This is a genomic window from Pseudovibrio sp. Ad13, assembly GCF_001623225.1.
In the GTDB taxonomy this organism is placed as follows: domain Bacteria; phylum Pseudomonadota; class Alphaproteobacteria; order Rhizobiales; family Stappiaceae; genus Pseudovibrio.
In genome coordinates, this window is record NZ_LMCC01000002.1 from 683,195 (window position 1) to 697,834 (window position 14,640).

The 14,640-nt window shown below is 51.1% G+C and carries 14 protein-coding genes; 5 read left to right on the forward strand and 9 right to left on the reverse strand.

Going from position 1 to position 14,640, the window contains the following annotated elements; translation table 11 throughout:
* Positions 1-9 precede the first annotated feature (9 nt).
* Positions 10-1,368 carry a cobyrinate a,c-diamide synthase gene (locus tag PsAD13_RS04030; protein ID WP_063317319.1) on the reverse strand — a complete coding sequence of 453 codons (1,359 nt, stop codon included), beginning with the start codon at positions 1,366-1,368 and terminating at the stop codon, positions 10-12.
* Positions 1,365-2,204: a uroporphyrinogen-III C-methyltransferase gene (gene cobA / locus PsAD13_RS04035; RefSeq protein ID WP_063317320.1), complete on the reverse strand. Its 840-nt coding sequence runs from the start codon at positions 2,202-2,204 to the stop codon at positions 1,365-1,367. Before cobA ends, PsAD13_RS04030 begins: the two co-directional genes overlap by 4 nt.
* Positions 2,205-2,311: 107 nt before the next feature.
* On the opposite strand from cobA, the gene PsAD13_RS04040 reads away from it, so the two are divergent.
* Positions 2,312-3,430, forward strand: coding sequence for a cobalt-precorrin-5B (C(1))-methyltransferase (locus tag PsAD13_RS04040; protein WP_063317321.1), 1,119 nt, complete (start codon positions 2,312-2,314; stop codon positions 3,428-3,430).
* Positions 3,430-4,206 carry a precorrin-6A/cobalt-precorrin-6A reductase gene (locus PsAD13_RS04045; protein WP_063317322.1) on the forward strand — a complete coding sequence of 259 codons (777 nt, stop codon included), beginning with the start codon at positions 3,430-3,432 and terminating at the stop codon, positions 4,204-4,206. The genes PsAD13_RS04040 and PsAD13_RS04045 overlap by 1 nt, the downstream gene beginning before the upstream one ends.
* Here PsAD13_RS04045 and PsAD13_RS04050 read toward each other — a convergent pair.
* The gene (locus PsAD13_RS04050; protein WP_057461680.1) at positions 4,196-4,753 is read right to left on the reverse strand and encodes a cytochrome b/b6 domain-containing protein; all 558 of its coding nucleotides are present in this window, start codon (positions 4,751-4,753) and stop codon (positions 4,196-4,198) included. The two genes, PsAD13_RS04045 and PsAD13_RS04050, sit on opposite strands and share 11 nt — an antisense overlap.
* Before the next feature lie 137 nt (positions 4,754-4,890).
* On the opposite strand from PsAD13_RS04050, the gene PsAD13_RS04055 reads away from it, so the two are divergent.
* Positions 4,891-5,718, forward strand: coding sequence for a RibD family protein (locus PsAD13_RS04055; protein WP_063295004.1), 828 nt, complete (start codon positions 4,891-4,893; stop codon positions 5,716-5,718).
* An 84-nt stretch (positions 5,719-5,802) separates the two neighbouring features.
* Positions 5,803-6,372 carry an NUDIX hydrolase gene (locus tag PsAD13_RS04060; protein ID WP_063317323.1) on the forward strand — a complete coding sequence of 190 codons (570 nt, stop codon included), beginning with the start codon at positions 5,803-5,805 and terminating at the stop codon, positions 6,370-6,372.
* A 33-nt stretch (positions 6,373-6,405) separates the two neighbouring features.
* Here PsAD13_RS04060 and PsAD13_RS04065 read toward each other — a convergent pair whose 3' ends face one another.
* Genes PsAD13_RS04065 through PsAD13_RS04080 form a run of 4 tightly spaced genes read right to left on the reverse strand, consistent with a single transcriptional unit; the run spans position 6,406 to position 9,741 of the window.
* Complete coding sequence (locus PsAD13_RS04065; RefSeq protein WP_063294148.1) at positions 6,406-7,227, reverse strand: hypothetical protein; 822 nt, start codon at positions 7,225-7,227, stop codon at positions 6,406-6,408.
* Entirely contained in the window at positions 7,224-8,333 is a 1,110-nt protein-coding gene (locus PsAD13_RS04070; protein WP_063317324.1) for a glycosyltransferase family 4 protein, read from the reverse strand. Before PsAD13_RS04070 ends, PsAD13_RS04065 begins: the two co-directional genes overlap by 4 nt.
* Entirely contained in the window at positions 8,326-8,745 is a 420-nt protein-coding gene (locus PsAD13_RS04075) for a 6-carboxytetrahydropterin synthase (RefSeq protein ID WP_057461690.1), read from the reverse strand. The genes PsAD13_RS04070 and PsAD13_RS04075 overlap by 8 nt, the downstream gene beginning before the upstream one ends.
* A gap of 18 nt (positions 8,746-8,763) precedes the next feature.
* Complete coding sequence (locus tag PsAD13_RS04080) at positions 8,764-9,741, reverse strand: zinc-binding alcohol dehydrogenase (RefSeq protein ID WP_063317325.1); 978 nt, start codon at positions 9,739-9,741, stop codon at positions 8,764-8,766.
* 114 nt (positions 9,742-9,855) lie between these two features.
* On the opposite strand from PsAD13_RS04080, the gene mdoH reads away from it, so the two are divergent.
* Positions 9,856-11,730, forward strand: a complete 1,875-nt coding sequence (gene mdoH, locus PsAD13_RS04085) for a glucans biosynthesis glucosyltransferase MdoH (protein ID WP_063317326.1) — start codon at positions 9,856-9,858, stop codon at positions 11,728-11,730.
* Positions 11,731-11,941: 211 nt separating this feature from the next.
* On the opposite strand, the gene PsAD13_RS04090 is transcribed toward mdoH, so the two are convergent.
* Positions 11,942-13,093, reverse strand: coding sequence for an OpgC domain-containing protein (locus tag PsAD13_RS04090; RefSeq protein ID WP_063317327.1), 1,152 nt, complete (start codon positions 13,091-13,093; stop codon positions 11,942-11,944).
* Positions 13,094-13,193: 100 nt separating this feature from the next.
* Positions 13,194-14,579, reverse strand: coding sequence for a tetratricopeptide repeat protein (locus tag PsAD13_RS04095; protein ID WP_063294144.1), 1,386 nt, complete (start codon positions 14,577-14,579; stop codon positions 13,194-13,196).
* Positions 14,580-14,640 lie beyond the last annotated feature (61 nt).

Here is a 14,640-nt window from a genome sequence, read left to right on the forward strand (position 1 = left end):
CCAATCAGATTAGGAAGAAGCGGACCACCATTCTTCGCTTCTTTCTGCCACCACATGCGCGAAAGACCCCATGACACGCCCATTGATGTGGCCCAGAGGGTCCAGATCGTGATGCTCCGCATCCTGAGCATCAAAAAGCGGTGGAGCTTCTGATTTAACCGTCAGCGTCGAATAGTGGAACTCATGCGCACCCAGTGGCTTCATCCAAGGGAAGCCAGCAGACCTTGCGGCCTCTGTTGCTTTCAGTTTCCGATAGCCTAAATGCAGCTTTCTCTTCGCAAAGCTGGTTTCAATCGGCAGCAGACCAAGCATCTCGTGGGACTGCCCACTTTTATCTGTCAGCGCTTCACCAAGTACCATGTAGCCGCCACACTCACCATAAATGAGCTTGTTTGCAGCTGCAGCAGATTTTATTCCGCGCTTAAAGATGTCTGCTTGAGACAACTGCCCCGCATGAAGTTCCGGATATCCGCCGCTCAGGAAGATTGCGTCAGCATCAGCAGACGGCCCTTCGTTTGCCAACGGAGAGAAGAAGGAAAGTGTAACGCCTTGCTTCTGCCAGTCACTAAGCAGATGCTCATAGCTGAATGCAAAGGCAATATCCTTAGCAATTGCGATATGTTGCCCAAGCGGGGGTAAATGAGAAATACCCGTCAGCTCTTTGTTTTCCCGGGCAGGAATAGCAAGCATTTTCGCAAGGCGCATCAAGGCTGGCACATCCACACTTTCAGCAGCCACCTCACCAGCTGCATTTAGGAACTCTTCCAAATCCTCACGCTCACTGGCTTGCACAAGCCCTAAATGGCGCTCAAGCAACTCTAATCTCTTTGAGCGATAAAACGCGCCTAAGACAATGACATCCAAAGGCTCTAGCGCACGCCGCAAAATGCGCTCATGACGCGGAGACCCGACCCGGTTGAGAATGACGCCATTGATGTGGCAGTGCGGATGGTATGTAAGAAACCCATGGACAAGGGCAGCGACCGATTGAGCCTGAGACTTGCAATCAACCACCAGAATAACCGGCAGACCCAAATGAACCGCAAGCTCTGCAACAGATCCAGAACCATCAGCAGCACCGTCAAAAAGCCCCATAGCTCCTTCAACAACCACAACGTCAGTGTGTTTTTCCTGCTCCGTGGCATTGAGTGAAAGTTGTGCCAATGACATCGCCCAAGCGTCATAGTTCAGGCATGGCCGCCCGGAAGCCGCACTATGGAAAGCCGGGTCAATGTAATCTGGTCCCGATTTGCCGGAGGCAATACGAAGCCCGGTATCACGAAGAGCACGCAGCAGCGCCAATGTAATCGTTGTTTTGCCAGACCCGGAAGACGGTGCTGCAATAACGAAACCCTTCGCAATGGTCATAGGGCAGGCTCTTCTTTCAATTGAGAGGTTTGCGAGGTACGCGCAAGAGCTGGCTCAATCCAGTTCAGTTGCTCACGCAAATTCACCACATCACCAACGACAACAATCGCAGGTGGCTTAAGGCCGCTACTTTCAATATCCTCAGCGCAAGAAGCAAGCGTTGTTTCCAGAACTTGTTGGTTCTGCTGTGTGGCATTGCAGATGACAGCAACAGGTTCAGCTGCACGTCGACCACCACTCATAAGCTTCTGAGTAATGAGAGAAATATGCTTCATCGCCATATACATCACGATCACAGGTGATCCTTTGGCAAGAGCATCCCAGTCAAGCTCATCAGGCGCAACCCCATTCTGGTCATGACCTGTGAGGAACGTAACTGCTTGATTAATCCCTCGGTGAGTAGATGGAATTCCAGCATATGCCAGCCCGCCAACGCCAGCTGTGATACCTGGAATGATACGGAAGGGAACGCCAGCATCCACCAGTGCAAGAGCTTCCTCCCCACCGCGGCCAAATACAAACGGATCTCCACCTTTGAGGCGCATGACACGCTTGCCGGATTTTGCGAGCTCCACCAGCTTGATCGAAATACTGGACTGCTTGGGGGACGGTTTGCCACCGCGCTTGCCAGCATAAATGATTTCAGCACCTTCAGCTGCGAATTGAAGAATGCGTTCATCCACCAATGCGTCATAGACAATAACATCTGCTTGCCGCAAGCCATTCAAGGCATGCAGGCTCAGCAGACCAGGGTCTCCGGGGCCGGCACCAGCAAGCCAAACCCATCCAGCTTCAAGCACCGGAAATTCAAAGTGAGGGAGGGAGATATCAAACAAGTGGTTCTCATCATTTATGTGATTTTGCGTAGCAATTTAGTTGGAAACCAATTGGAAGTCCAAAGCCTTCTGCTTGGTATATCCCGCTAAATCTGTATAGTCGCCGGATGGCTGAAACTGGGCAAAAAAAACTGAGAACAGGCTGGACAACAGGCGCCTGTGCAACCGCTGCGGCAAAGGCAGCGTATACAGCTTTGTTGTCTGGAGATTTTCCGGATCCGATCAGCATCACCTTGCCTCGTGGTGATACGCCATCCTTCGCACTCGCCTTCGAAAAACTGACTGAAAATTCTGCATCAGCTGCCATCATCAAGGATGCTGGTGATGACCCTGATGTAACCCACGGAGCGCTTATTCAGGCCAGAGTGACCTTCAACCCAAAGGTTACCGGAATTCGCTTTCTCGCTGGTCCTGGCGTTGGAACGGTCACGAAACCCGGGCTGCCGATCCCGGTTGGTGAGCCTGCCATTAATCCCGTGCCTCGCCAAATGATAACCCGTGAGCTGCAACAAGTGGCAGATGAGTACGGCGTAACTCTTGCTGTAGATGTTGAGATATCCATCCAAAACGGCGAAGAGCTGGCTCAAAAGACCATGAACCCGCGGCTTGGTATAATCGGCGGCCTCTCTGTCCTCGGCACAACAGGTATTGTTCGGCCATTTTCGTGTGCTGCCTGGATAGCATCTATTCATCGTGGTGTAGACGTTGCGCGTGCCACTGGCTTGGCCCACGTTGCAGCTGCAACAGGAGCAACCTCAGAAGATGTGTTGCGTGCCCACTACCCTGATTTATCCGAACAGGCTTATCTTGATATGGGAGACTTCGCGGGTGGCCTGCTCAAGTATCTGCGCGCGCACCCTGTTCGGAAACTAACCATCTCTGGCGGAATTGCCAAGCTGACGAAGCTTGCTCAAGGGGCTATGGACCTGCATTCGGCTCGCTCTGCGGTCGATTTTGATGCTCTGGCAGATGTGCTGGCTCATGCCGGAGCTTCGAAAGAACTCCTCGCGGAAACAAGAGAGGCAAATTTAGTCTCTTATGTTGTTCAAAGAGCTGCTGCCGAAAATATTCATATGGGAGAGGTCGTTGCGCAGGGAGCACAACGTGCGGCCTTAAGCATTCTTCGTGGAGCTGCTGTAAGCGTTGAGATTATCGTGGTGGATCGGCAAGGTAAGGTATTGGGTCATGTCCCGGCTGAAGAGCCTGCAAAACTGGAGCAGTTTTGATGCCAGAGAAGCCCAAAATCCTTGTGCTCGCAGGTACACGAGAAGCTAGAAAGCTGATTGCTGCACTGGCTGTGAATGCCGAATTCAAAGTCATTGCTTCACTCGCTGGAGTAACCAATAACCCAGCAGACCTTGCGGTGATGACACGTACCGGAGGCTTTGGTGGTGTCGATGGCCTCTCGAACTACCTGCGAACTCAGGGCATCGCTGCCGTCATCGACGCAACCCACCCGTATGCTGCTCAAATATCCTGTAATGCGGCCAAAGCAACAAGGCGCCTCGCGATTCCGTTGCTCCGGTTTGAAAGAGCCGCTTGGGAGCAAACCAATGATGATATTTGGTATTCTGCAGATAACGTAGAAGCAGCATTGAACCTAATTCCACCCAGAGCGAAGGTCTTTTTTGCTGCCAGTGCCAAGATTGCTGCTCCGCTGAAACAACGCCCGGATCTTACATTTGTAATCCGTACCTTAAATCGCCCGAGTGGGAGTGAAGTGCTTCAAAACGCGGAGTACATTGAAGGAATGCCAAATGAGAGCTGGTCCGAAGAATCCGAGCTTTTCAAGGTGCTGCAAGTAAACTGGCTCATCAGCAAAAACAGCGGCGGATCAGCATCCTACGGCAAAATCAGAGCCGCTCGTGAGCTACAGATGCCAGTTGCAATGCTCAAGCGCCCAAAGCGATCCGACGGTATTTTGTGTGCGTCGATTGATGAGGTCTTGAAGACCTTAAAGGCTTGCGTGAAAAATACGCAACACTGCCAAGCTAATCTTTAGGTTTCTGGTAAGGCGCCGTTGTCATCCGCTCGATAATCCCATCTTTAGCGATGAGCCAGTGATAGAGCGCGCCCAAAATGTGCAGCGTGATCAACCATGCAAACACAACACCAACAGTTGCGTGGAAATCCAGAACGCTTTCTGAAACTGGACGATTTTGCGAAACGATACTCGGCAGATCAAACAAGCCAAAAAATGGCATTGGTGCTCCGTAAAGGGAGAGGCCCACCCAGCCTAATATCGGATTTACGATCAGCACGAGATAGAGCAACCCGTGTACTGAACGTGAGACGATCCGCAGAGCTGGTGAAAGAGAGGCTGGCGGCGGTGGAGCAGGCGTAATCCAATGCTGAAGAAGGCGCAAAACCACGAGCAGGAAGAGCAGGATTCCGATGCTCTTGTGATAGAAGTAGAGCGTATTCTGAAGGGCTCCAGGCCCCAGATCTGTCATCACCAGTCCCATTGGAACCATGATTAAGACCAGAATGGCGACGATCCAGTGATACGTCTTCGCCATGGCTGAATATCCGGCAACTTTATAGGCCATGCTCTATTCTCCTGATAATCCCAGAGGTTCCTGAAGAGCCCCTGCAATCTCCTGATCGACAGATTAATCAAGGTTCGTTACCACTAGGCTAACCTTAGGTGAGGTGAGCTGTGAACTCGGTAAAACAAGGGGGCTTGATGGACAGGGGCCACACAACACCAATACATCTGCAAGATCATCCGAATAATTCTCAGTTGACCTGCGAAAAGCCACTAGAACAGTCCTCGGGATATTTGTCTCCTGATGAATGGCAGGAGGTCTTAGCAGCATCAGTGGAGAGGCGTGCACCAGACCTACAAGGCTATGGTAGTGTGTTTGCACCCCTTTGCATGGCGCAAAAGCAATTTGTTATTGGTCAGCTTGGACAGTCAGTTGATGGCCGTATTGCAACGGTCACCGGAGACTCCAATTATGTGAGTTGTTCTGAAGCATTGATCCATCTTCACCGGCTCCGAGCACTTTGTGATGCTGTCGTGGTGGGAGTGGGAACTGCGGTTGCGGACAACCCTCAGCTCACTGTCAGGCATGTCAGTGGACGTCACCCGGCACGCATTGTCATCGACCCTTATGGCCGTATGCCTCGCGACAGTACACTCCTGCAGGATACAAATGCTCGCCGCATTGTGATTACGCGAACAGATGCCCATGCACGTTATCCTGATGGAGTGGAATGCTTTCAGCTACAGCCGAATGCAAAAGGCCGTCTGTCCTGTGCTGAAATCCGGCATGCACTGCGAGAATTTCGATGCATCCTCGTTGAAGGTGGTGCTTGGACGCTGTCTCGCTTTATCGAGCTGAAAATGATCGATCGTCTTCACTTGATGATCGCCCCACTAATCATCGGATCAGGGCCAAGAGGTCTTCAGTTACCTGCGATTGATTACCTCGCACAGGCTATCCGCCCCGATGTCACTTGGCATCCGTTGGGTGTTGATATGCTGGCAGATCTGAGCCTGAGCAATTAACTCTCCCAAGGAGTTGAAAAGAATTTCCTTTCGCCAACAAGTACTCGTATAAACTTGCGTGAATTTCCGAATAAGGACACACGCATGCCAGAGCTCATCAGACGCACCACCCTTTTGGAAGCTAAAGGGCGGATTGAGGAAGTTGAAGTGCGTGTTGTTCACGAGGATGGACGCGAGCACATCACGACAGATCCGGTATGGGTCTACGGCGATTCAATTGCTGTGCTGGCTTATGACCCTCAAGCGAAAACAGTCCTGCTCGTTAAGCAACTCCGAGTCGCGCCCTACATTATGGAGGAAGAGATTATCCTGGAGGCATGCGCTGGCGGAATCGAGATCAGCGATCTGTCCATAGAAGAAGCATGTATACGCGAAGCTCAGGAAGAGCTTGGGTGCCAACTCACCAATCTCACCAAGGTCGCGAATGTCTTCATCAACCCTGCTCGTCTTGCAGAGCGGGCGCATTTCTTCCTCACCGAGTACACATCCGGCGACCTGAATATTGAAGGGCGCGATCTGGACGAAGACGAAGATATTGAAGTTGTCGAGCTGTCATTCGAGGAGCTAAGAGAGCTCTACAACAAACAGGAAATCCGTTGCCCGCGCCTCTTCATGCTCACACAAGCATTGATCTTGAAGAACATAGGCCTCTAATTCTGAGTACTGGAAGCTAAGATCTTCATAGCTTCATTGAGGCGGAAGGCCAACAATATCAACATGTCCGACCTGCAGTTGTGATTTGCCTTTGCCAAGTGCCGCTAAACGAAATTCCAACCAGTCATCCACGATTGTATCTGATACCCCAACTTCGCGTGCCGCTTGGGCCCACCCCTTAATCAGCTCCAGCTGCAAAGCATCGTCTTCAGGTGCGCACACCCAGTCAGAGCGTCCGGTAAAGCAGGTATACCCCGCCTTAAGCAATCGCTCACGAGCATGAAACCCACCAAGCGGCCCTAATGCAGACCCAAACCCTTTGTCCGTTGCTTGATGCTGATTGAATGCCCGCTGAATAAGCCGATCTGTCGGGTGGTGTGGTTTGCTTAGTAGGATACCGTTGTACGAAAGTCCTGCAAGAAACGGGAGTTTTAGCTGACGCATACGTGCAACAAAGCTATCTAGCCAATTTGCACTCACAAGATCCAGAAAGGCCGAGGTAACAACCCCATGATGCCCTTCCAGAATATCCAGTGACCCGGCATCAGTCAGTTCGCAAACATCTGTTTTCGTTCTGGTATGAGGCAAGGGAGGAGAGATGCGTTTTGCAACTTTGAGAAGTTCAGGGTCGTTATCGATCAGTAACCACACTTGCTCTCTGTTTGACTCAATATGTTCGGCCAAATCCTGCAGAAAGGAACCGGTTCCAGCGCCCACATCTATGAGCCGGAGTGGGCCACCCTTGGGGGCATGCTCGACCAACCAGCTACAAAATTTTTTCATGACGTCTTTGTTGCGCGCACGCCGGTCTGCTTTACGACGTAATGAGAGCCATTCAGAGGAAAATCCACTCACCTGTGAGCCTCCAGTGTGCAAGCAAAGGCCTTTGCGCTGTCATTCCAATCTGGCAATGCACGAGCAGCAGCAAGGGCCCCAGTTGAAAGTTGAGAGCGTAACTCTTTGTTTTGAAGAAGTGTTTCGATGGCTTTGCCCAGAGTTAGAGGATCGCCTGCACCAACATGAAAGCCAGCTGTAGGCGGAACCGTCGATGCAACAGCGCCTTCACCACTTGCAATAATCGGGAGCCCAAAACTCATAGCCTCCGCAAAAGCCATCCCGTATCCCTCATAGTATGTTGGGAGCACAAAGAGGTCAGCTGATTGATAGAAACCCGTTAGTTCAGCTTTGGGAATGCCTCCATGAACGCGAATACGCTCTGTGAGGTCATGCTTTTTGATTTGAGATCGCACTTGGCTCGCATATTCTGGATCAAACCGCGTTTCTCCAATGAGATCCAGATGCCAGTCCAATTGCTTCAATTGCCCCAGCGCTTCAACTAAATGCAATTGCCCTTTTCGCGGTACCAACGACCCAACACAAAGCAACTTTGAGGCTGCCAGAGTATCGTTCGAGGTTGCAGCGCTCTCCGAGCCAGTTGGCCGATCAATACCGGGCAGAACAATACTGATCTTTTCTGCTGGAACGCCCATTTGAGAGACAAGCGTCTTTTGTGTCGAAGGACTGGTCACAATCACATGCTTTGCAAACGTGAGTGCTTTCGTCTCAGCCGCGCGGAGCACCTTTGCCAGCTCAGGGGCAATCCCACTTTCCAGAAACAGTGGGTGATGAACCAGCGCAATGAGATTGGAACGCTCAGCGATACTCTGCGCCAGATCAGACGAAGCCCCAAGCACCAAACCATCCACGATGATCAAAGCTGAGGGCTCTATCTCTTCAATGACTTCAAGTGCCAACTTTTTGTCGGCATCAGATGGGACCGGATAGGTGCCTTCAAGGCTAATGAGTGAGACATTCCAGCCGTGTTTCTGCAGCCCCCGAATAATCTCACGATCATATCGATAACCACCTGTGGGCGTGTTCAGATCACCCGGAAAGACAAAATAGCAAGATCTGGCAGGTGCTTCTGCTGTCTGGCCTAAAGAAGGATGTAAGTTACTCATGAGCCTCGGATGCAGTCAACGGCGCCTCATAAGACGCACGCGCATTAGGGTTCTCGGAAATTGAAACGCGCACCTTGCTAAGTTCGCTCGGTTCGCGGCCCAGTTTATGTAGATAAGCAGCATCGCACACGCGCTGGTAAATGTAGCTACAGAGAAAATCGACCGTGGTGTTCCGCCCCTTGAACTGAGGAAGGTCATCAAGATTCTTGTAGTTGAACGGATGCAGAATTTCTGCCAGCACATCAAGTGCATTGCCAATGTCTATGACAATCCCGTTCTCATCCAGTTCCTCTGCAAATATAGCGACGTGGACGTGTGCAGTAAGGCCATGAAGCTGAGAGGCAGGACCAAACACCTCTCCTTTCAGGCTGTGCGCGATCATAATGTGATTGCTGATTTCGACTGAATACATCTCAAAATCCTCATAAAATTAAGTGTAAACAATGGGTTGACATAAAGTATCTTTCTTGCCTGAAAGAACGTCTTTCAAATCCTTCGGCGCTTTTTCAAATTCGATGGGAGGCGCGAGCAAAGTATCGAGTACGTCATCTTTCAGAAGAGAGATTGCCGCCTCCATTCGCCTGCGGTGCGTCCAGCGTGGCCTCATGATGGGAGCAACCTGACCGACTTGAGACGAGATAAGACTAAGGCGCTGACTGTGAAAACTCCCGCCAAGAACAAGACCGGAAGGGCGCGAGCCATACCAGGACGCCTCCACAATTCTGGCTTCTCTCCCTGCAATTCGGATCGCAGTGTTCAAGCCAGCTTCAGAGGCGCTGCAATGCACGACAACATCTTGATTTTCGGGAGCAACTTCCGGCAAGGAAAATGCGCAGGAAAACTCGTCTGCAATGTCCTGCCGCTTCGGGTTGACGTCAATCATAGTCACGTTCGCACCTGTGATGCGAGCGCAAAGATAGCCAACCAGCGAGCCAACAGTGCCAGCACCAACCACGGCAACATTAGAGCATGGCAGAATAGCTGCATCCCACATGATGTTCAGCGCTGTTTCCATGTTTGCTGCCAAAGTAGCGCGGGTGCTCGGTAAATCAGAAGGGATAAGATAGAGCGCATCTGCGGGGAGCAGAAAGTTGCTTTGGTGCGGAAAAAGAGAAAAAACGCGCTGACCCGCTTTTAAATTATCTTTTGTTTCAATCACTTCAGAAACGTTTGCGTAGCCGTATTTAACAGGAAACGGAAAGGTCCCTTCCTGAAACGGAGCTATCATTCGTTCCCGCTCGCTCACTGGCACATCGCCACGATAGACAATGGCCTCCGTACCTCGGCTGATCGCGGAAGCATGAGTTTTTAAGTAAACACGGTTACCAGATGATTTAGAGAGTTTTTCCTCTCTTATTTCAATGGTTTGAGGCGCAGTGTACCAAAGCGCTCTGGCTAACTCAGACAAGAAACGCGCTCCCCGGATCGCTAAGTTTTCACAAATATACTCTAGGGAAACGTGAACAAAGGAAACTAGCAGAAATGTAGGTGCCTCTAAAAACAATAATAATTTGGGTAGGACATGACAAAACAATCACGGGTTCCTGAAGAGAACGCCCGCACTAGTCTTGTTGACCAGCTGCTCTCCACCAACATCATCGACAAGCATCAGGAAAATAAGCGCTTATTCAGGCGCAGACTGATCTTTGGAGGGCTCGTTCTAACCTCTTTAGCAGTGTTGACCACCATCATGTCACTCACACTGTTCCTCAACGGCTTTGCCCTTTCAAAAGTCGTGATGCTTCTCGCATTTCTGGTAACCTTACCATGGCTCGTTATCGGCTTCTGGCATGCTGTCATTGGCTTGATGCTCATGAGATTTTCTTCAAACTCTACTGCACAGGTGTATGCTGGCACGCCTCTGGGTACACTTGACCTAAAAAAGCCCTTACAGAACAAGCAAACCGCATTGCTTTCCTGCGTGCGAAACGAAGACTCGCCTGAAGTGGCTGCCAAGCTGGAAGCGATGCTTCAAGATCTGGATCGTCTGGAAAAACTCAACGGCTTCTCTCTCTATATCCTGAGTGACAGCAATGATCCTGAGCATATCCGGCAAGAAATGCGGGAGTTCTCCCTACTGCGGGCACGATGGCAAAATCGGATTGAAGTGCTTTATCGTAGACGTGAAAAGAATACCGGCTTCAAAGCAGGAAATGTCGAAGATTTCTGCCGCAACTGGGGGACACGGCATGAATATGCGATCACGCTGGATGCTGATAGCTTCCTCTCAGCAGAATCCCTATGCCACCTTGTAAGCAAAATGAATGCAAATCCGCGTCTGGGTATTTTGCAAACACTTGTTCTGGGACTTTCAACCAACTCGTTCTTCACCCGTGTTTTCCAGTGGGGCATGCGCTTGGGAATGCGCTCCTACACACTTGGCGCAGCGTGGTGGCAAGGCTCGTCAGGTCCGTATTGGGGACACAATGCGATTTTTCGTGTAAAGCCCTTCACGCAGTTCTGCATGCTGGAGCCTCTGCCAGGAAATGACGCATTGAGCGGCCCGATCCTCAGTCATGATCAGGTTGAAGCTGCGATGATGGCAGACGCGGGCTATGAGGTGCGCGTATGGCCGGTAGAGGGTGGTAGTTATGAAGAAAACCCGCCTCATTTAATCGAGTTTATCCGCAGAGATCTGCGCTGGTGTCACGGAAACCTCCAGTACTTTAAGTTGCTCAGAGAGCCCGGGTTTAAGCTGTTGGGACGAATCCAACTTGGCCTTGCAATCCTCATGTTTGCTGGTTCTCCGGCATGGCTCGTTTTTATCGCAATGGCGATTTTAACCGCATCTGTTTCCGCGCCCGAGACGATAACATTCGATCCGTTTTACGGCACGATCCTGATTGTGGCCATCATGAGTATGGTCTTTGCACCCAAACTTGCGACGCTTGCCCATGTCCTGACGGTTCGGAACGAACGCCGGGATTATGGCGGCTCTTTCTCGGTGTTTGTCAGCGCATTCTTCGAGCTGGTCTATTCCATGTTGCTAGCACCAGTCATGGCAATTGCGCACAGCATCTTTATTGCACAACTGTTCGCAGGACGAAAAACGCAATGGGGAGGGCAGGAAAGACAACCCCATGGTATTCCGTTCATTTTGGCAGTGAAGAAGTTCTGGCCCCAAACTCTTTTCGGCCTTTGCGGTGTGATTTGGATGATGGATTATACCTTTGCAGATACGTGGCTTCTGCTTCCGGTAATCCTTGGACCATTGCTAACAATACCGTTTGCAATGATCACCTCAAAACCAGCGCTCGGTATGTACTTTAAACACTCCGGGCTTTGGGTGTTGCCTGAAGAAAAGAAAACACCGCTTGAACTGCAAGGCCTCAATAAAGAGCAGCGCCGTGTAGAGTTGGAACTTGCCAAGGCAAACCGAGCTGCGGCCACGCGATAAAAGAATAAGCTGAAAGTGGTGAGAGCCGTCAGGTTTCCAGGAAAAAGCCGGTTGCGTAAATGGCACGCAACCGGCTTTCTGATTTCTGGATTTCTATTGAACTGGCAAAGCTACAGCGTATCTCCGAAAAGTGGAAGCCGATTTTCGGATAAAGATACGCAAAAACAAAGACTAAAGCAGTTCAGGTGTTTCAACTTAAATGCGAACTGCTTTAGGAAGCTGGCTTTTCCTTTGGCTTTCTCCATGGCTCACCCTTAAACCATGCCACGGTATAGGCGACGGCAATTAAGCCTGCAAAACCAAGCAAGTTTGCCATGATTCCACCTGTGACCGTGCCTTTCAAACCGAGCTCATCCCGGAAGATTGCAATGCCTTGCGCAAGAATGAGGCTCGCAAGGAAAACAGCGAGAGACTGTTGGCCTACCTTCTTGATGATCCGGACAACTTTGCCACCAAAACCGCCCATGAGCAGCCGTTGCCCGCCTTCTCCAACAGCCACCCATGCCACGTAAGCAAGGGCAAGGAAGTGGATGTAGCGCAGGAGGCCCATCTCGGATTTTACGGTGAGGCCGCTGATATCATTTGCAATTCTGCGGAGCTCAGGCACCTCATTGAGAATGCGGAAGTAAGCAAACGGAATCGTAAGAATAATAATCGAGGCGCTCAGGAACAATAGACGTTTCTTGACTGGAGGAGCCGGAATCCAGCCTTTGATGAAGGCAAATCCGGTAAAGAACAGCAACTGCCATGCAAACGGATTGAAGAACCAACGGCGATCGGACCATGGCTCAGCAGGGAAGTCCACCAATCGGAAGGTTGCGATCAGCCAAAATGCAATGATGATTGCTGCAACTGTGCCTCGTCCGGCCTTGTAGTAAGCAATCATGATCACCGGCAACATCGCAAGGATCACCAGATACATCGGCAGAATATCGAAGTAGTTCGGCACATAGGTAAGGGTCAGCAAACCTGGCAGCTGGAAGATCGGATCCTCGAAGAAGTGCCAAAGGTTCAGCTTCCCGACATAGTCGTCGCTGGTCCAGCCGTTGATTTGCAGGAAGGCAAGCATGCCCGCAACGGCGAGGAACAGGCAGATATGGGCCCAATAAACTTGCCAGACGCGATAAAGAACACGCGCGCTGCCCATGACCAGGCCATGCAGTTCAAAGACGCGCCCGAAGGCAATTGCGGAGGCCATGCCAGAGCAAAACACAAATATCTCGGTTGCATCGGAGAACCCGAAACGCGCCGGAATCCAAAGAGCCCACCCGTTTGCAGGAAGGTGGGCTATGAAGATGATGAACATTGCGATCCCTCGAAAAAAATCGAGGCGTGGATCTCTTGGTCGGCTGGCCGTTTTCATAGGGGTCGGCGGTATACTGTGCTGGTTCACGATGTCTCTGAAACTAAAAACTATAGATGATGAAATGCAGCTCCGAAATCCCCCGAAGCTGCACCTCCATTTATCCCATACGGAATCGTAGGTGTTCACTTTGCATGAGGTCGGTGGCTTCCGTCATGCGGGTTGCTTGAGCCATGCGGGTTTCACCATAGGTGTCTGATCCGCCTCTCAAGCGTGTGCGCTCATCAATCATCCGTTTTGCTTCCTGGCAAAGGCCAGCGCGCAAAGCGGCTTCAATGGTGAGGCGTTCAAATACATCGCGCTGAGCGTGGCTGCCACCAACGGTACGCAGCAGCGGACGTGCTTCTGCGAGGTGGTGGTAAGCGCTGAAGTAATTGCCGTTCTTGAACTGCATCAAGCCAGATGCTGTTGGAGAACCTGCTGTCTTCGTTACGAGACCCATCTCGTTGGTGTCTTGTTCGCCAAATGTGCGCATTCGAGTCAACAGGCGGTCAGAGGACTGACGACGGTTGTCTCCCAGCAGAGCAAGCATGTAGTGCAAGTCTGCGAAAACATTACAGGAATCGTCGACACGCTTTTCGCTGATGCTCGCCAGCTCTTCCCAGCGGTTACCAACCTTGATGCCCTCAAGCTCAAGGCGAACCAGCATGGAAGCTGCGTTGGAAATATCGCGATAATCGTCTGTGTGATCTTTACGGAACTTTTGGTCATAAAGCTCGAAAACACGCTCAACATTGCCACGATCAAGGTGCAGCAGCGCAAGGTGCCACCAAACATGATAGCCAAAGTTGTTGCAGTGTTCCCAAGCCTTTGGCTGATCATCAAGCCATTTGATACCTTCTTCGGTCTGGCCAGTCATGTCCAGCACGTGGGCAACTGCATGCAGGCCCCAGGCATCATCATGTTGAAATGCAACGGCTTCTTTGCCGATCCGTTCAGCCCGGTCAAAATCACCAGTCTCTTCCAGCGCAAAGGAGTAACAACCGTGTACATAACCTTTTGCGATATGGTCGTCTTCGTAAGATGAGATCACACCTTCAATCGAGGAGCGCATGCGGGACGGCTGGCCAAGAACGAAGCGAATAGCGTGGACGAGTTTCAGAAGGAATGCATCGCGTGGGTATTTAAGAAGCAGTTCGTCAAGGCGATCAGCAGACTTGGTCGGCGTACCCTGAAGCCAGTCATTCAAAGCCTCAACAACAGCGTCTTCACGGTCTGTAATCTGTGTATCTCTGCGGCATTTATCAGCAATTGCATAAGCTTCAAAAGCAGTTGCTGTCATTTCGCGTCTGCCAAGCAGTAGGCAGAACAGGCCACGCGCGGCTTGAGCCAGAGCGAAGTCTGGATCGGCCTCCAGTGTTTTCGCAAGATGCTCCGGCGTTGCAGCACTATGTGCCAAAAACGCAAGAATAGTGTTGTTCCAGTGTGTTAATGCACTCTTATCGGAGAGTGTTACCGTGTATTCGAACTGGTCATCAATGCGCATGGATGCGACCCGTGGTTGAGGCGACCGGTATTTCGTGCAATGTGCAATCGCTTATGAGATA